The organism is Actinomadura sp. NAK00032, assembly GCF_013364275.1.
Classification (GTDB): domain Bacteria; phylum Actinomycetota; class Actinomycetes; order Streptosporangiales; family Streptosporangiaceae; genus Spirillospora.
Genome location: NZ_CP054932.1, coordinates 9,289,397 through 9,304,862 on the forward strand (window position 1 = coordinate 9,289,397; position 15,466 = coordinate 9,304,862).

Here is a 15,466-nt window from a genome sequence, read left to right on the forward strand (position 1 = left end):
CGAGGTATGTGTGCCGACAACTCGCGTCGGTTCGGCCGAGGTCGCAGGGACGACGTCTACAGGCAGGCCGGGACTCGGTTCTCGTGGCGAGGGCCTCCCAGTGGCCAACAGACACTGATCTCTCCTCATATCGGGCATAGCATGCCCACATGGATCTATCGGTGATCACGCGCGAGGCCGTCCTGAGCGCGCTTGCCGAGTGCGATGAGATCGGGCGTCACCGTTTCCTCGAGCTCTACGGTTTCGAGCCCGCCCGCCAGTACTTCATTCACCACGATGGCGTCTACTACGACTCCAAGGCCATCGTGGGCGTGGCCTACCGTTACGTGGCAGGGCGGCCGCTGACCGCCGATCAGTTCTCTGGCGGTCGTCAGACCGTCGGACGGCTTCTCACACGCTTGGGGTTCGAGGTGGTCAACGATGAGCCGGCCTCGCCTCAGCGACTTCTGATCGAGGTCCTCGAGTCACTGCGTATCGCCAGTACCCGTGATGGGCCCGCGCGGCATCAACCCATCACTCTGCTCTGGGCGTTCGGGCGGGCAGCGCAACGCCGTCCACGACTCGTGCACTGGCGAGCAGCCCATGCAGAGTTGCGCGGCCTCATGCGTGAGTACGGGCAACCCAGTTCCAGACCGACGCCCGAGTTTCCCATTGTCGCGCTCGCACATACCGATCTTTGGGAATTGGCTGGGCATGGTGGAGCCGTCCCGGCAGCGCATGGCAAGCCGATCGCTTGGCTTGAAGAGCAAGAGCCTCACTGCGGCCTCATGGCTTGGGCGTATGAACTCATCGTGTGTAGCGATGAGGTGCGGTCTGAGGCCGTCGCGACACTCGGCACGCGATTCTTCGGAGGCGTTACTCCGGAGGAGTTGCTGGTAGAGGTCGGTCTGCAGACCCCTGGACCCGCGGCTACGGCGGCGTCTGCCGAATCAAGTCCGCTGGAGCTCTATCGGCGTCTCTGCTGGAGGATCGAAGCCGCCGAAACGCGCGGTGCCCACGAGCGCACCTCGACTACCATGCGTGAGCAGCCGGTGCGCTCAGCAGCCGCCGTCGAAGCCGTGCTTATCCGAAGCGCAGGGCGCTGCGAGAACCCTCTGTGCACCGGTGAGCCCAACGATGTGACCACGAACGGCGATCCGATCCTTGAGGTCGACCATGTTCAGGATCGCGCACAGTGGGGCCGTGACCACCCGATTCAGATGATCGCTCTCTGCCCCAACTGCCACGCCATCAAGACAAGGGGGCGGACTGGCGAGCAGCTGCGGCACCTCCTCCTGAAGGAGGCTCGGGCGAGGCACCTTACTTGGGTCGGGCAAGCCTGACTTCCTGTTGTTCACCACGGCGTCTCGTCAGCAATGGCTGGCTTGCAGTGCACAGTTCGTCGCACGCCACGGGTCTTACAGGCTCGTCTCGCGCAGATGCCATTAGACGGGCGCAGCCGACATCGCTCATCGAGCGTGAGCTAGTGCTCGTGCTCCTCCCAGGAGGATGCGTCGACAAGCTGCTGCAAGACGGCTCGGGAAGCCGTGCTGCCGAACTCTCTCCGTCGGGTTGGTGAGCCGCAGCCGGTTCGGTGGGGAGGGCGTTCGATGCCTCGGGACGTCCCAGGTGCCTTCGGACGTTCGAGGCGGAGGCGCCTGACGACCAGCGGGGCGGGTCGTGGCGTCCGGGAGGGAAGAGCGTTCGAGTATCGCGTCGATGCGTCGAACCAGTTCAGGGACATTCTTCGCCTCGACTAGCTGACCGGGCAGCAGGGTCCAGAGCGAGCCGGTGTACTCGCCCCACCAGCAACAAAGGTCCGGGTAGCGTCGCTCAAGTTCGGCAACCGCCTGGTCGAGATCGTTTTCTGCCGCCAGACCGAGGGGCGACTCGGTGGGCAGGCTTCGAGTGGTGGCGATAGGTCTGGTGGCGTGCTCTTGGGAAGTCACAGTGTCACCTCTAGAGCGAACGCGCTGAGCACGATCGTCAGGTGATGGAGGGCCAAGTTGGCCCATTGAGGAGTCGTGCGGCCGGTGAAACCGGGGAACAGTCACCGACCGCACGACACACCGGCCGGAACGGCCGGCAGAGGACGTGCACCTCTGGGGGTGTGGTGCGCGTCCTGGTCTCAGCGGTTGATCAGCGCCCAGGCGGCGTGGCCGTCGACGCTGTCGTAGTGACCGGTCTCGTCGGCGTACGCCTCCGCGAGGATCAGCCCGCGGCCGTGTTCGACGGGATCCGTCTCCTGGTCGATGCGGCTAGGGGCGGGACCGTCGTCCAGCACGGTGAGGCACGTCTGCCGGCCGCTGACGCAGAGTTCAGCCCTGATCCGGCCGCCGGGCGCGCCACTGGCCGAGTGCCACAGCGCGTTCGTGGCGTATTCGCTGAGGATCAACTCGAACGCCTCGGTCAGTGCCGTGTCGTCAGTAAGGAGCAGTCGGATCCAACGACGCAGCAGGGACACCGCGTTGGTGACGCCAGGGACGTCAACGAGCCAGAGTTGATCGTCTCTGTTGCCTTCGGTGCTCGCACCGTCGGCGGGAGCTTTCCCGGGGTGTGTGGGGTCGACCGCAGCGCCAGCCAGGCTCGGCACGATCGCCAGGGTGTCGCCACCTGTCGTCCTGGGTGTCCCGGTTCCTTGGGGGCTTTGGAGTTGGGGTGCTGACAGCGCCCTCGAAGCTATTCTCATGCATACCTCCCTTGGAGGGTGAGGCCGCGCGGCAGGGCGAGGGGCACCAATCCATAGCCCCGCCGCGCGGCAGTCTCTCTGGTCTGATCGGCGACGTGATGCAGCGTCGGGCGAGATCAACGCCCCGCCGACAACTTCCGCCACAATCTGTGACTCGCCGCACACCGTCAGTGTGCTGGGTGACATACTCGCGTGCAACTGCTCTCGTGAAATTTCTCTTGAGAAGGAAGAGGTGCAGCGGTGACTTCTCCGACAGTCCGACGCCGACAGCTCGGTATGGAACTCCGTCAGTTGCGCGAGGCGGCGGGACTCACGGGTGACCAGGTCACGGAGCGCCTGGGCTGGTACGGAGCGAAGGTCTCGCGGATCGAGAACGGGCGGATCTCCGTCCCGTGGTCGGACGTCGTAGATCTCCTCGATCTCTACGGGGTGGGCGATCCCGCCGCTCGTGCGGCGCTCGTCCAGTTGGCCAAGGCGGCGAGGCAGAAGGAGTGGTGGCAGCCGTACAGCGACATGCTGAGCAAGAACGCCCGGACCTACATCGGCCTGGAGTCGGCGGCCGAGTCGCTCCGGACGTACCAGCCGTCTTCGGTTCCAGGGCTGCTCCAAACCGCCGAGTACGCGCGAGCGATCATCATGCGCGCTGGTCCGTTGACCTTGGGAGAGGACGAGATCGAACGCCGGCTCAGCCTCCGCATGAAGCGGCAAGCCGTCGTCACCGAGGCGGGCAGTCTCCGGCTCTGGGCCGTGCTGGACGAGGCGGCGCTCCACCGCGAGATCGGTGGCCTCGATGTCATGCACGAGCAACTTATGCACCTGGTGGAGATGGCTCACAACCCGGGGGTCGACATCCAGGTCATGCCGTTCAGTGCCGGACCGCATGCTTCGCTAAGCGGCATGATCGGCGTCTTCAGCTTTCCCGGTCAGGACCCGGACGTCGCCTATGTCGACACCGTCCCGGGCACTCTCTTTCTAGAACGTGCGGCCGATGTTCAGGCTACGAGCACCGCATTCCAGCATCTCAGCGCGACCGCGCTCAGCCCTGCGGCATCCGTCGACCTGATCGAAGACATGGCCCGCCGCCACCGGACCGGGTAGACAAGTAGGCATGATTCCGGACTTTTGCCAAGCTTCTTGGACCAAGAGCACACGCAGCCAGCAGACGACGGACCAGTGCGTCGAGCTGGCTGGTGCCAGTGGCTACGTGGCCGTACGGGACTCCAAGGATCCGGATGGTTTCAAGCTCGTGTTCACAGGTCAGGCCTGGCGAAGGTTCAGCCGTCAGATCAAGGCCGGCGCTTTCGATCCGAGTTGAGACGATCCGGCGCAGGTGAGGCCTGGACCTCCAATTCCGGAGTCCGACCCATGGAGTCCGAGGCGGCGCTCCGGCTTCTCGTTGCCGGCGCACACATCTGCGACGCCACCGGTCAGCGCGGTGATCACTGTCCATCAGGCCATGCCCTTCGGCTGAGGCATGGACGTCTCCGGCTCGTGAGACGGTCCAGTGCTGGATGGCTTTTGCGGTCTCGGGGTGAGGTTCTCAGGTCGTCGAGCCGCGATCCCCTCATCTTGCACCTGGGTTACCTGCCCCGAGTAGTCCTCGGATGGAGTCTGGCCTTCGGCGCTGTCCGGCCTCGTCTTGCCTACTCCTGGCATTGGCCGAGCAGCGGACGATGGGGGTCGAGGGTGGGGTGAATCCTTTCGGGGGTGGGGGTCTCTTATGGGTGTCGGGGTCACCCTGCGGAGGAGATGTGGATGGGCGGCGGGATGCCGGTAGTGCTGGTGAGGGACGCGACGTGACCGGGCGGCCTTGGGTGAGTGCGCAGGTCATCGAGGCGGCGCAGGCGGGTGATCGCGAGTCGATCACCGCGGTGGTCTATGGCGCTCATTCGCATGTACGGCGGTTCGCCGAGCGGCTCTGCGCGTCGCCGCAGGATGCCGAAGACGCTGCTCAGGAAGCGCTGATCATCCTGTACCGGAAGATCGGCACACTGCGGGCGACCGGCGCGTTGGCATCGTGGATGTTCCGGATCGTCCGGCACGAGTGTCTGCGCCGCGCCCGGCTGCTGGTCGAGCGTCATGACGGGGTCGAACATGATCTGGCGGCGTCCGCTGAGGATGAGGCCATCCGGCGTCTCGAAGCTTCGCTGGTCGCGCAGGCGATCCAGGAGTTGCCGGAGGTTCAGCGCAGGGTGCTGATCATGCGAGACATCTTGGGGTACCCGGGGCGGACGGTCGCGGACGCGCTCGGTTTGAGCAACGCGGCGATGAAGTCCCACCTGCACCGGGCCCGCAGCAAGGTGCGGGTCGGGCTGAGCGACGGGGCCGGCTCCGCTGAGGGCCCTCGTTCTTCGTCGATCAGCTGATCCGCGTAGTCCTGCTTTCCTCGTTGAGACTGAAGAGGAGTCTTTGTCATGCTCGAAATTGGGTCGACCATGCCCGATGTCCTGTTGGAGGACACCGACGGTCGGGATGTTCGCCTCTCTGACTACCAGGGGCGCAGTGCCGTGCTGATCTATTTCATGCGGTCGACCTCATGCCCCGTCTGCAACAGGCACGTCCAAGACCTGGTTCGGTCTTGGGATGAGGTCGCGGGTGCCGATGTGCAGGTGCTCGTCGCGCTTCCGGCCGCTCGGGAGGAAGCCGTCGCATGGAAGGACAAGCGCCGGGTCCCGTTCCCCGTCCTGGTGGGACGTGAGGGCACCCCGCACGAGATGCTCGGGCTGAGCAGGAAGGTCTTCGGCTCGATGCAGCAGTCGGGCAGCGTCCTCTTCGATCGCCAGGGCGTCATACGCCACTCCAATGTCGCCACTATGCCCACCAGTGGATACGACAAGAAGGGGATCATCGCCGCCGTCCAGGCACTCAGGGATTAGGCGTGCTCTGAGCAGGGCTGATCGGGGCTCGCGGAGGAGTGCGGCGAACTGCTCCCGCTACGTCTTCTTCGCGAGCTGCTGGCGCTCCCTTGCGGGTCCTCCAGTGAGTTAAGGGCTTCACCTCGCGCGGGCGTGCCGCTGCCGGGTGCCAGTGTCGTCCGGGATGAAGGGCATTAGCGAGAGCAGCGCACGTGTGGTGCGGGTCGACCGGCTCAGTGCGCTTCTTCGGGCACCGCTTGTGGCCGGGCTCAGGAGGCGGCCCAAGCTCTGATCGCTTGGGCGGTCTCGGGGGTGAGGTCGGAGTCGGGCAAGTCGGTGGGGTGGAGCCATCTGTAGGCGGTGTGTTCTCTGCTCAGGACGATGGGCTGGCCTTGGTGGGGCACGGCGAAGGTGTATTGGCGGGTTTTGCGGCTGGATCCGGAGATGTAGTCGAAGTGTGCAACGAAGCCGGGATCAAGGGTGAGCGCTCCGGTCCAGCCGATTTCTTCGGTGAGTTCGCGTTGCAGAGCGGTGAGCAGGTTCTCGCTCGGTTCGACGCCACCTGAGGGGAGTTCTTCGATGCCGGCCATGAAGTCGTCCTCGGCGCAGCGGCGCAGGATGAGCACTTCACCCTCGGCATGGACGATGGCACCGGATGCGAGCTTGGTGATGCCGTCGCGTTCGGCGTCGTTGTGCAACTGCAGGACGTCGATGCCCGGTGCGCTGGTCACGCGCGCAGGGTAGTTCGTGAAGTGTGCGGCGGTCATATCGCGCAGCAGGTGGCGTCGTGCCATATCCGAACTGCCCGACTGTTTGGGGTCTGGGGCGAAGAAGTTGTTGGTCCCAATTGCACCCGGCCTCGGCCGCGGCCATCTGGCTGACCAGCGGATGAGGGGGTGGCGGCGGTGAGCAGTCAGGCAGTGTGCGTTCATTTCACCGTTCCGCCATCAGGCGATTACCGTCCGTCATAGAGTTGGGTATCGTGACTAACCGGCCAGCTCCCGACCAGTTCTTTGATGGCGACATGTACCGGGCTATTTGGCCCATGGGGTCGGAGAAGATTGAACTCCTCTCCGGGCATCCCCTGTTCTACGGCTCGTTCAATAAGGCCGACGCTGAGGCGGCCGAGCGCGCGTTCCCGGGGCGTCGGGCCACGATCGAGCCCTGGTACGGCCAGCTCGGGAACCTCATCCTTCACGCCTCCACCTGCACCCCGGAAACCTGCTCCGAGTGGCCCGTCGAGGGGGTCGGACAGTCGGCGCCGTCCGACCCCACCTAACCGACTCACGTGGTCAGTTCGTTGGGAATGCTTCGGCGACCGCGAGGCTGTCCTCGTACATGTGGTGGCGTGTGATGCGGCCGTCTTCGATGGTGAGGCGTAGCGCGAAGGTCATGGTGAAGCGGTTGCCGGTGTCCTTCAGGCGTTGGGTGCTCGTGCCGAACAGGATGGCGTTGGATCCGTCGATCAGTACGTCGTCGATCGATACGTTGCCTTCGGCGGGTAGGCAGTGCTCGGCGAATGTGCGGAAGTGGTCGGCGACGTCGGCCCGGGTGGAGCGTGGGAGGATCCACGGCACTGCCGGGTGGTGCTCGACCGGCCAGTTCACTCGCCAGGAGACCTCGGACGCGTAGAGGTCCGCGATGTGGTCGGGGTCGCCTTGCCGGCTCCTGCGCAGGAACTCGTGGACGATGGCTCGGGTCGTCGGTTGGGGCTTCTCGGACACTACGGGAGGCGGCGGGTTTCCGAACTGGTAGTCCTGATGGATTCGCCCGTCACGACCGAGGCTGGCGAAGACGAAGCCGGTCCAGGCTGCCTCGCCACCCCCGGCGGGGGTCATGTAGGTGGTGAAGCGGACGGCGCCGTGGTGCCCTACGGCGTCCTCAGCGGCCCGGAACGTGAATCCGCCCTGCTTCACCAACTGCTCGTGAGCTTCGGTGACCCGGGCCTCGATGGCTGAGAGGCCGCGATATTCGGCGGAGTCGGTGAACTCCACGGCCTCGTCGTCCCAGAGGGCGGTGATTAGGTTGTGGCGGACGCCGGAGTCCGGCTCGTTCCACACGGCGATGTAGCGGTCGACGAACTCGGCGATGTCGAAGTCGAAGTCCATGCCGGGACGGTAGGGGCGGTCCACTGACACCGACTGTCAGTGGACCCTGGCAGGCTTTCCGGCATGCGCGCGAGCCGGCTGGTGTCGATCCTGCTGCTCCTGCAGACCCGTGAACGGATGACCGCACGGGAACTGGCCGCACGGTTGGAGGTCTCGGAGCGGACGGTCTACCGCGACGTCCAGTCGCTGAGCGCGGCCGGCATCCCGGTGTACGGCGAGGCCGGTCATGAGGGCGGATATCGGCTGGTCGCGGCTACCGCACCCGGCTGACCGGGCTGACCGCCGCCGAGGCCGAGTCGCTCTTCCTCACCGGACTGCCCGTCGCCGCTGCCGATCTCGGTCTCGGCGAGGCGATGGCCGAGGCGCAGTTGAAGCTGATGGCCGCGCTTCCGCCCGAGTCGCGTGAGCGGGCGGCTCGGCTGAGGGAGCGAGTCCACCTCGACGCGCGGGCCTGGTATCAGGACGCCGACGCCGCACCGCATCTGGCGGTGGTCGCCGACGCGGCGTGGCATCAGCGTCGTGTGCGCCTGCGCTATCTGCGCTGGGAGGCCCCGCATGAGGTCACGCGGACGGTCGAACCATACGGCGTCGTGCTGAAAGGCGGCCGGTGGTACCTCGTGGCTCGCTGGGTGGGGCGGTTCCGCACCTATCGGGTCTCGCGGATCATCGCTGCGGACGTCCTCGACCAGGCCTTCGAGCGCGCGGCCGACTTCGACTTGAGCGGTTACTGGCAGGACTACCTCGACGACTATGACGCCCGGCGGCACCAGGGCCGGGCAGTGCTGCGCCTGTCGCCAGACGGCATGCAACGACTGCCGCACCTGGCCGAGCCGGCGGTCGTGAGTGCGGCCCGAAAGACCACCGTCATCGAATCGGACGGCTGGACGCGCGTCACCGTGCCGATCGAGTCGGACGAGCAGACGATCCAGGAACTACTGCGCCTGGGCGCTGACGTCCAGGTCCTCGCTCCGGCCGAGCTCCGCTCTCGAATGGCCGAAACTGTGGCCGCGATGAGCCGTCACTACCAACAGACGGAGGGCGGTGAGCAGTGAAGGCGGGAGCGTGGAAACAGCGATCTGAAATGATCTTGCCGAGGCGGACATCTCCTCTCTGAAGCCCGTGTGGTGTGCGGGTTTGGCCTTGTGGAGGGAGATGCGTTGGCCAGGAAGAAGAGTCTGATCGTCAGCGCAACGGCAGTCGCGGCCGTCATGGCGGGGACGCTGAGCACGGGGCTGCTGAGCGGTCCGGAGCGGGTGAGCGCGGGGCAGGTCGCGGCCACGGCACGGGTGGCGTCGCAGGCCTCGCAGGGGGTTCAAGAGCGGTATCCGCACGGGCTGCGCGGTAAGGCCGTGCACAAGGGGACGCCTCGTCCGGCGAAGGCGCGGCGGCTGAGTGCCGAGGCGGGAGTGCGGCTCACCCTTGATGTAGTTGATCGGCATGGCAAGCCGGCGAGCGAGACGAGTGTCGTGTTGTACCCGCTGAACGGGGACATGCCGTTCTACGCCGATCTGGTGGACGGCCACGCCGAGGGTGAGGTGCCGGCGGGGAAGTACGCGGTGCTGACTCATGTCGGCACGGTCGAAGGGAATGGCGAGACGTCGTGGGCCCTCGTCTATCGGCCCGAAGTGGCGATCAATGAGGCCACTGGGCTTCTGCTCGACGCGCGAAGCGCCGTGCCCATCACGTCGGCGGTGGTCGATCGCGCCGATGCCGGGCTCCTCAATGGAGGGGTACGCGTCGTACAGGAGATCGCGGGGCAGCCCGTCGTCACTTCGGACATGTTGTCGCTCAAGAACGCCTACATCACTCCCACCGGCGACACGCCGGGCCTGGCGCTCGATCTCCAAGCCGTCTTCACCCGCGAGGCCGCCGAGATGGGCAGCCCGTACGTCTACAACGTGGCGACCCGGATCTCAGGCGGCGTGCCGCAGAAGCCGCAGCTGAACGTACGCACCGGGGACATGGCCGCGGCGAAGACCGCGTACGGCACCGAAGGGCGTCCGGCATGCGTCGGAGGCCATGCCCTTCCCCTCTGGCCGGACGGCGGCATCTCCACGGGCTACTTCACCGGGGTGGGTTCGGTGCCCGGCACTCGTACCGAGTACTACTCGCCTGGCATCGCCTGGGACATCGACTGGATGAACACCGAGCCGGGCTGCAACTTCGAGTACGGCACGACGGAGATCTGAAGTCGCGTAGACCGTTTCGCGAAGCCGGGCTCGTACAAGCGTCGCCTCATTCCCGCCCCGTTCAGTCCCCGTGGCGGACGCCTCATCTGGGGCGAGTACCAGGGCGGGGAACCGGCCCTGACGATAGGGATGCATTCGACGAGTGCGGGCAAGAGCTTCATGGCGCCGTACGTCGGGGCGTCCGGCACCTCCATCCTGCGGAACGCCGACGGGAAGGTCGTCTACTCCTACGACCAGCCCGGCGCCGCTTGGGCATGGCCCGTGCCCGAGCCGGGCGAGTACAGCCTCACGGTGGACGAGAAGCGCGCCTTCCCCCTTTCTCCGCTGGCCGTACGCCAGCACGCGGAATGGCACTTCACCGTCCGGGACGACAAGGTCATCGCCCTGCCGTCCCTCAATTACCGCACTCCGCTCGACGCCCAGTCGAGGGGTAAGGCGGGGGCTCGCCAGCGGATCACCATGACGACCGACCGCACGGGCAGCGCCAGGCCGAGGCTCTGGGCTTCGTCCGATGACGGCAAGACCTGGAAGGCCGCGAGGGTCACCCGCAGGGGCGATGCGTGGGTCGCGACCGTGACCAATCCGAAGGCGGGCTTCGTCTCCCTGCGGACGGCCGTCCCGGGTGTCCTCGACCAGACCGTGATCCGGGCCTACGCCATCCGCGGGTAGGGACGTCGCGCGAAGGCTGCTCGGCTTGGGGCGGCTCGTAATCCCTGCGGCAACGGATCACGAGCCGCCTCAACGCCGGCGGATGGGCGGGTTGAAGCGGGAAGAAACGGCGTCGCTCCAGCGGAGGGGGACGGCGCCGGCGATTTCGATGACGTCGGTGATGGTGAATTCGACCAGTCGTTCGGCGCCCGGCACGGCGGCGGCGTTCGCCGGATCCCAGTCGGTGCGGGCGGTGCCGGTCAGGTGCAGGACGGCGCCCGACCGCCAGTCGGGGAGCAGCAGCCCGGCATGGGGGTTCACCTCCAGGTTGCCGAGCGTGTTGAACATGGCGTTGCCGACGTAGTCGGGCCAGCGCAGCACCGTCGGCGACACCACCTCGACGAATCCCGGGTTGCCCCCGCGGTGGGAGGCATCGGCGTTGCCCTCGCCATCAGCGGTAGCGATGAAGAACGTGTCCGCACCGCCGATCCACTGCTGCTGGTGGCTGGTCAGAGTTCCGGAACGTTGAGGACGCCCCGAGACGGCGGCCGGCTCCCACTCGTATTCGCGTTTCTGGATGTACTTGGGGCAGTTCGAGTACACCTGATCGAGCTTGACGTGCAGGCCGTGCTCGGTGGGGACGGCCTGCCCGTTCAGCCGCATCCGGCGATGCCGGGACGGTTCGATCGCGAGCATCCCGACCGGCGCAGGGGTGCGAAGTCGCTCGTGAAGCGGGTCGCCAACGCCGGGACGGGCATCGATGGTGAGCGTGCCGGCGTCCTCGCCGTGCAGGAAGCCGGGCTGACCAGTGAGCAGCGTCGCCCATAGCCGACCGTCTGTGTCGGCGGCGCCGAGCACCAGCATCGGCTGCTGGAGAAGGAACTTGCGCGCCACTTCAGGGATCTCTGCACGGATGGCGCGTGCGGAGAACCCGCCCTGGTCGAGCAGACCGGCGCGCCGCTGGGCGGCTCGTTCGCCCCGGTGGTAGACGTCGACCGCCACAGCGGCCTCCTTCCGGCTGAGTGGTTAGAAGAAACCGCAGGTCGGGGCGGCCCCGCTGGGCGCTGGCGCGGTGTCGGCGCCGGTCGGCGCGTAGATCTCCAGGCGCGTCCCGTCGGGGTCGGTGAAGAAGATCCCGCCGGACGCGGCGCCCTCGCCGTGCGGGACGACGCCGTCGTGGACGAGTTCGGCGCCCAGTTCGCGCAGCACCCGTTCGGCGGCCTTCACCTCGTCGATCGTTTCGACCTGGAACGACAGGTGGTGCAGGCCCGCCGAGCGGGTCGCGAACGTGGTGTCGCTCTGCTCCCACAGGGTCAGCACCAGCTGGCCGTCCCGTCCCAGGAAAGCCCAGCGGCTGCCGGGCTCCTTGCCTTCCGCCTGGACCTCGAACCCGAAGACGCGCAGGTAGAAGGGCAGCGACCGGTCCAGGTCGTTCACGTTCAACCCGACGTGTCCCGTTCGCAGTGCCTTGATGGCGGCTGTCTGCATGACGCACCTCGCAAACCCCCGGGCTGTCTCACCCAGGCTCGGCTAACTGTCTATCGAAAGATAGATGGTTAGAGATTGATCGTCAACCGGCTAAGTTGCGATAGACGGGTAGAATCAGCGCCGTGCAGGAAGAACACGGTTCGCAGCGGCGGCAGAGCGCGGATCCTCGGCTGCTGGTCGGGGAGCCGCTCAGCTTGGACCTGGTCAACACCCGATGGGTGGACGATCGCGCCCATCGCGACCTGCTCGACTCCACCGAGGGCCTGGCCGTCTGGCTGCGTTCAGCAGGACTCGACGATCGGGCCGTAGCCGACCAGGCGACGCTCGACGCCACGCTGGAGACGCGGGAGATTCTTCGCGCGCTCCTCGCCCAGGGCCCGTCCCCCCAAACCTTGGACGCGTTCAACCGCGTCCTCGATCACGGAGCACTGCACTACCGGCTAGGCCCCAACGGCCGGGAAGAGCACTCGCGGACCGACGACCCCGCGTGGTTCCCGTCCTGGCTGGCCGCCGCCGACTACCTCCGGCTCATGGCCGACGCCCCCGCACGCGTCAAACACTGCGCGCACCCCGACTGCGTGCTGCACTTCTTCGACGCGACCAAGAGCGGCACCCGCCGCTGGTGCTCGATGGCCATCTGCGGCAACCGCGCCAAGGCCGCCCGCCATTACGAGCGCGCGAAGACCGGCCGCTGATCGCCGGAGTGATGTCGAGGATGTCTCGGGCGCTCCGACCTACTCGGGAGGGCGCCGCCGGATCCGGCCGGCGGCCACCTACGGACGCACCCGAATCGGAAGGAGCGACATGTCACGGAACACCGACACCGTCACCAGGTACATCGACGGCTTCCGCAAGAACGATCACGAGCAGATCCTGTCCTGCCTGACCGACGACATCGAGTGGACGGTCTTCGGCGGCTTCCACCTGACCGGTAAGGACGCCTACGACAAGGCCATCGACGGGCCGCCCGAGTTCCTCAACCCTCCGCACCTGGAGATCGTGCGGATGGTCGAGCAGGACGACGTCATCATGGCGGAGATGACCGGGACGGTGAAGCGCGCCGCGGGCGGCGAGATGCGCATGTCCATGGCGGAGGTCTTCGTCATGCGCGCCGGCAAGATCGCCGAACGCCGCGCCTGGGTCATCGAACTGAAGGAGAACGACTACCGCTGAGGCCCACCCGAGCGCAAGCGTCGAGGTCGCCGCGATCAGCCAGGTCGTGTGGTCCGTCCGTCAGGCGGGCCGGGCGTGGCAAGGTCGCAGGTCAGGGGCTTGCCCGGCCCCGGTGGCTGCGGTCGCGGCAGCTACGGCGGCTGCGGTCGCGGCGGTGGCCTCGCGGCGTTCGGGCAGGTGGATGAGACGCCAGGCGATCAGGGCCCCGGCGATGTAGGCGGCGCCGACGAGGAGGAACGACAGGGCCGCTCCGGCGGTCCAGCCGGGGGCGACGGCCAGGACGGCGCCGGTGGAGGCGATGCCGACAAGGGAGCCGATCTGCCTGTTGGCGTTGAGGACCGAACCGGCGGTGTTGGCGTGCCGGGTGCCCGCCGCGTTCACCGTGGCCGCCGTCATGGCGGGGGAGATGAAGCCGCCCGCGATGCCGGCCAGGCCGAGGGCGACGGCCAGCATCCAGTACGGGGTCGAGGGCGAGAGGGTGACCAGGGCCAGCGAGGCCGCCCCCGCGACCAGGAAGGAGACGGCCAGCACCGGTCCGGCCGCGACGCGTCCCGAGATGCGGGCGAAGGCGATGTTGCTGACCGGGATGAAGACCGTCAGCGGCAGGATCTCCAGCCCGGCCTGGAGTGGGCTCGCGCCGTGGGCGTGCTGGACGTACAGGCCGATCGTGAACAGCGAGCCGTAGAACGCGGCGTTGAACAGGAAGCCCACGGCGTTGGCGCCGGCGAAGCGGGCGCCGCGGAACAGGGTCCAGGGCATCACCTGGTTGTCGGTGCGGCGCTCGCGGCCGATGAGCAGGACGGCGGCGAGCGTGGCGGCGGCGACGGCGGCGAGCACCGGGGGCGCGGTCCAGCCGAGCTGCGGTCCCTCGATCAGCGCGAAGCTGATGGCGGCCAGCCCGACGATGACCGCGGCGTGCCCGGGAACCGCCAGTGGCTGGGCGCCGCCCTCGGTCATGGCGATGTGCCGGCGGGTGAGGAGCATGCCCGCGATGCCGATGGGCAGGTTGATCAGGAAGATGCTCGGCCAGCCGAACGCGTCGACCATGATGCCGCCGATCGTCGGGCCCAGCGCCATGGACGTGGAGACGATCGCCGACCAGACGCCCAGCACCTTGGTGCGTTCGCGCGCGTCGGGGAAGGCCCGCACCAGCAGCGCGAGCGAGCTCGGCATGAACAGCGCCGCCCCGGCCCCTTGCAGGAGCCGCGCCCCGATCAGGACCTCGATGCCCGGTGCCAGTGCGGCGGCCAGCGACGCGACACCGAAGATCGCCATGCCCCACATGTAGACCCGTCTGGCGCCCACCCGGCCGGCCAGGCCGCCGGCCAGCATCAGCAGGGCGGCGAAGGTGAGGACGTAGCCGTCCACGGCCCAGGTGAGCTGGGAGAAGCTGGCGCCGAGGCGTTCCTGGATGGTGGCCCCGGCGACCTGCATCACGGTGGTATCCAGGCTGGCCATGACGAACCCGGCGGCCAGCGCCGTGATCTTCATCGCGCCGGACGGAATCTTGGACATGATCGACCTCGCGTTCTCCGAACGAAGCGGACGCTCTGCGTCCGGATCAAGACGCTAATACAAGCGGACGCATGGCGTCCACTTAAACCGGACTAGATCCGTCCAGTTATTGCTAGGCTGGCCACATGACGTCAGCGGTACCCGCGGTGGACCGGCTCCTGGACGACGGCTCGGGCCGGCGCCCGCGCGCCGACGCCCGGCGCAACGTGGAACGCCTCGTCGCCGCCGCCCGTCAGACCGCCGCCGCCGCCCGTCAGACCGCCGCCGGGGGCGGTGAGATCACCGCCCACGAGATCGCGCGCCGCGCCGGGGTGGGCATTGGCACGTTCTACCGCCGGGTCGGCTCCCTTGAGGCCCTTCTCGAGGCGGTCCTCGACGAGGTGCTGGGAGAGATCGTCGCCAAGGGCGACGAAGGGCTGGCCGACCCGGACCCCTGGGCGGGCTTCACCGCGTTCGCCCTGTCCTACATCCACCTTCGCAACGAGCTGTGCGACGTCAACAAGCGCCTTGGTGACCTTCTAGACCACTCCAGAGCCGAGCTGCGCGACCGTATCCGGCAACTAGTGGAGCGAGCCCAGCACTCCGGAGTGATGCGTCCGGACGTGACCTGGCAGGACGTGGCGTTCCTCATGGTCGCCGCGTCCTCCACCGGGCCCCACACCCTGGGGCTCCAAGCGGGCGCCCGCCAGTGGGACCGCAACCTCCGGATCGTCCTGGACGGCCTGCGCACCCCTGATCCCGGCGCCCTCCCCGGCGAGCCGCCCGGCCACTTCACCGACCGCCCCGACTACCGCTGACGCCCGGCCGGCGCACGACATGCGG

19 protein-coding genes are annotated in these 15,466 nt (G+C 67.5%); 13 read left to right on the forward strand and 6 right to left on the reverse strand.

Annotated features, from left to right (window positions below; all coding sequences use genetic code 11):
- Nucleotides 1-149: 149 nt before the first annotated feature.
- Nucleotides 150-1,322 (forward strand): HNH endonuclease signature motif containing protein, encoded by a 1,173-nt coding sequence (locus tag HUT06_RS42865; protein ID WP_176200926.1) that lies wholly within the window; start codon nucleotides 150-152, stop codon nucleotides 1,320-1,322.
- 785 nt (nucleotides 1,323-2,107) lie between these two features.
- On the opposite strand, the gene HUT06_RS42870 is transcribed toward HUT06_RS42865, so the two are convergent.
- Nucleotides 2,108-2,572, reverse strand: a complete 465-nt coding sequence (locus HUT06_RS42870; RefSeq protein ID WP_176200927.1) for an ATP-binding protein — start codon at nucleotides 2,570-2,572, stop codon at nucleotides 2,108-2,110.
- Nucleotides 2,573-2,944: 372 nt separating this feature from the next.
- On the opposite strand from HUT06_RS42870, the gene HUT06_RS42875 reads away from it, so the two are divergent.
- The 4 genes from HUT06_RS42875 to HUT06_RS42890 all read left to right on the forward strand — a co-directional run bounded on the left by HUT06_RS42875 (nucleotide 2,945) and on the right by HUT06_RS42890 (nucleotide 5,544).
- On the forward strand, nucleotides 2,945-3,766 hold the full coding sequence (locus tag HUT06_RS42875) for a helix-turn-helix transcriptional regulator (RefSeq protein WP_176200928.1): 822 nt from the start codon (nucleotides 2,945-2,947) through the stop codon (nucleotides 3,764-3,766).
- A 10-nt stretch (nucleotides 3,767-3,776) separates the two neighbouring features.
- Nucleotides 3,777-3,983, forward strand: coding sequence for a DUF397 domain-containing protein (locus HUT06_RS42880; RefSeq protein WP_176200929.1), 207 nt, complete (start codon nucleotides 3,777-3,779; stop codon nucleotides 3,981-3,983).
- Between the two features lie 499 nt (nucleotides 3,984-4,482).
- Complete coding sequence (locus HUT06_RS42885) at nucleotides 4,483-5,034, forward strand: RNA polymerase sigma factor (RefSeq protein WP_254715696.1); 552 nt, start codon at nucleotides 4,483-4,485, stop codon at nucleotides 5,032-5,034.
- A 48-nt stretch (nucleotides 5,035-5,082) separates the two neighbouring features.
- Nucleotides 5,083-5,544 carry a peroxiredoxin gene (locus HUT06_RS42890; protein WP_176200930.1) on the forward strand — a complete coding sequence of 154 codons (462 nt, stop codon included), beginning with the start codon at nucleotides 5,083-5,085 and terminating at the stop codon, nucleotides 5,542-5,544.
- Between the two features lie 248 nt (nucleotides 5,545-5,792).
- Here the strand turns inward: HUT06_RS42890 and HUT06_RS42895 are convergent, their stop codons facing one another.
- The gene (locus HUT06_RS42895) at nucleotides 5,793-6,254 is read right to left on the reverse strand and encodes an NUDIX hydrolase (protein WP_254715697.1); all 462 of its coding nucleotides are present in this window, start codon (nucleotides 6,252-6,254) and stop codon (nucleotides 5,793-5,795) included.
- Between the two features lie 251 nt (nucleotides 6,255-6,505).
- Between HUT06_RS42895 and HUT06_RS42900 the strand changes: the two genes are divergently transcribed.
- Entirely contained in the window at nucleotides 6,506-6,802 is a 297-nt protein-coding gene (locus HUT06_RS42900) for a hypothetical protein (protein ID WP_176200931.1), read from the forward strand.
- 13 nt (nucleotides 6,803-6,815) lie between these two features.
- Here HUT06_RS42900 and HUT06_RS45075 read toward each other — a convergent pair whose 3' ends face one another.
- Nucleotides 6,816-7,631 (reverse strand): nuclear transport factor 2 family protein, encoded by an 816-nt coding sequence (locus HUT06_RS45075; protein ID WP_254715698.1) that lies wholly within the window; start codon nucleotides 7,629-7,631, stop codon nucleotides 6,816-6,818.
- A 63-nt stretch (nucleotides 7,632-7,694) separates the two neighbouring features.
- On the opposite strand from HUT06_RS45075, the gene HUT06_RS45770 reads away from it, so the two are divergent.
- From HUT06_RS45770 to HUT06_RS42920, 4 genes are all read left to right on the forward strand, one after another.
- On the forward strand, nucleotides 7,695-7,901 hold the full coding sequence (locus tag HUT06_RS45770; RefSeq protein ID WP_368407015.1) for a helix-turn-helix transcriptional regulator: 207 nt from the start codon (nucleotides 7,695-7,697) through the stop codon (nucleotides 7,899-7,901).
- Between the two features lie 83 nt (nucleotides 7,902-7,984).
- Nucleotides 7,985-8,683, forward strand: coding sequence for a helix-turn-helix transcriptional regulator (locus tag HUT06_RS42910; RefSeq protein ID WP_368407016.1), 699 nt, complete (start codon nucleotides 7,985-7,987; stop codon nucleotides 8,681-8,683).
- Nucleotides 8,684-8,788: 105 nt separating this feature from the next.
- Nucleotides 8,789-9,820 (forward strand): hypothetical protein, encoded by a 1,032-nt coding sequence (locus tag HUT06_RS42915; protein ID WP_176200932.1) that lies wholly within the window; start codon nucleotides 8,789-8,791, stop codon nucleotides 9,818-9,820.
- 129 nt (nucleotides 9,821-9,949) lie between these two features.
- Nucleotides 9,950-10,489, forward strand: coding sequence for a hypothetical protein (locus HUT06_RS42920; protein WP_176200933.1), 540 nt, complete (start codon nucleotides 9,950-9,952; stop codon nucleotides 10,487-10,489).
- Nucleotides 10,490-10,558: 69 nt separating this feature from the next.
- Here HUT06_RS42920 and HUT06_RS42925 read toward each other — a convergent pair whose 3' ends face one another.
- Nucleotides 10,559-11,470 (reverse strand): pyridoxamine 5'-phosphate oxidase family protein, encoded by a 912-nt coding sequence (locus HUT06_RS42925; protein WP_176200934.1) that lies wholly within the window; start codon nucleotides 11,468-11,470, stop codon nucleotides 10,559-10,561.
- 24 nt (nucleotides 11,471-11,494) lie between these two features.
- Nucleotides 11,495-11,956 carry a VOC family protein gene (locus tag HUT06_RS42930; RefSeq protein ID WP_176200935.1) on the reverse strand — a complete coding sequence of 154 codons (462 nt, stop codon included), beginning with the start codon at nucleotides 11,954-11,956 and terminating at the stop codon, nucleotides 11,495-11,497.
- 122 nt (nucleotides 11,957-12,078) lie between these two features.
- On the opposite strand from HUT06_RS42930, the gene HUT06_RS42935 reads away from it, so the two are divergent.
- Together HUT06_RS42935 and HUT06_RS42940 are read left to right on the forward strand one after the other, a co-directional pair.
- Entirely contained in the window at nucleotides 12,079-12,651 is a 573-nt protein-coding gene (locus tag HUT06_RS42935) for a CGNR zinc finger domain-containing protein (RefSeq protein ID WP_176200936.1), read from the forward strand.
- A 109-nt stretch (nucleotides 12,652-12,760) separates the two neighbouring features.
- Nucleotides 12,761-13,129: a nuclear transport factor 2 family protein gene (locus tag HUT06_RS42940; RefSeq protein ID WP_176200937.1), complete on the forward strand. Its 369-nt coding sequence runs from the start codon at nucleotides 12,761-12,763 to the stop codon at nucleotides 13,127-13,129.
- Nucleotides 13,130-13,189: 60 nt separating this feature from the next.
- On the opposite strand, the gene HUT06_RS42945 is transcribed toward HUT06_RS42940, so the two are convergent.
- On the reverse strand, nucleotides 13,190-14,644 hold the full coding sequence (locus HUT06_RS42945; protein ID WP_176200938.1) for an MFS transporter: 1,455 nt from the start codon (nucleotides 14,642-14,644) through the stop codon (nucleotides 13,190-13,192).
- A 125-nt stretch (nucleotides 14,645-14,769) separates the two neighbouring features.
- Here HUT06_RS42945 and HUT06_RS42950 point away from each other — a divergent pair, with 125 nt between their 5' ends.
- Entirely contained in the window at nucleotides 14,770-15,441 is a 672-nt protein-coding gene (locus tag HUT06_RS42950; protein ID WP_176200939.1) for a TetR/AcrR family transcriptional regulator, read from the forward strand.
- The last annotated feature ends 25 nt before the right edge of the window (nucleotides 15,442-15,466 follow it).

What these genes read in the sequence shown, in the direction of transcription:
- HUT06_RS42945 (WP_176200938.1), bottom strand. Translation starts at nt 14,644, where the DNA reads ATGTCCAAGATTCCGTCCGGCGCGATGAAGATCACGGCGCTGGCCGCC.
- HUT06_RS42950 (WP_176200939.1), top strand. Translation starts at nt 14,770, where the DNA reads ATGACGTCAGCGGTACCCGCGGTGGACCGGCTCCTGGACGACGGCTCG.
- HUT06_RS42930 (WP_176200935.1), bottom strand. Translation starts at nt 11,956, where the DNA reads ATGCAGACAGCCGCCATCAAGGCACTGCGAACGGGACACGTCGGGTTG.
- HUT06_RS42890 (WP_176200930.1), top strand. Translation starts at nt 5,083, where the DNA reads ATGCTCGAAATTGGGTCGACCATGCCCGATGTCCTGTTGGAGGACACC.
- HUT06_RS42920 (WP_176200933.1), top strand. Translation starts at nt 9,950, where the DNA reads ATGCATTCGACGAGTGCGGGCAAGAGCTTCATGGCGCCGTACGTCGGG.
- HUT06_RS42865 (WP_176200926.1), top strand. Translation starts at nt 150, where the DNA reads ATGGATCTATCGGTGATCACGCGCGAGGCCGTCCTGAGCGCGCTTGCC.
- HUT06_RS42940 (WP_176200937.1), top strand. Translation starts at nt 12,761, where the DNA reads ATGTCACGGAACACCGACACCGTCACCAGGTACATCGACGGCTTCCGC.
- HUT06_RS42880 (WP_176200929.1), top strand. Translation starts at nt 3,777, where the DNA reads ATGATTCCGGACTTTTGCCAAGCTTCTTGGACCAAGAGCACACGCAGC.
- HUT06_RS42875 (WP_176200928.1), top strand. Translation starts at nt 2,945, where the DNA reads ATGGAACTCCGTCAGTTGCGCGAGGCGGCGGGACTCACGGGTGACCAG.
- HUT06_RS45075 (WP_254715698.1), bottom strand. Translation starts at nt 7,631, where the DNA reads ATGGACTTCGACTTCGACATCGCCGAGTTCGTCGACCGCTACATCGCC.
- HUT06_RS45770 (WP_368407015.1), top strand. Translation starts at nt 7,695, where the DNA reads ATGCGCGCGAGCCGGCTGGTGTCGATCCTGCTGCTCCTGCAGACCCGT.
- HUT06_RS42910 (WP_368407016.1), top strand. Translation starts at nt 7,985, where the DNA reads ATGGCCGAGGCGCAGTTGAAGCTGATGGCCGCGCTTCCGCCCGAGTCG.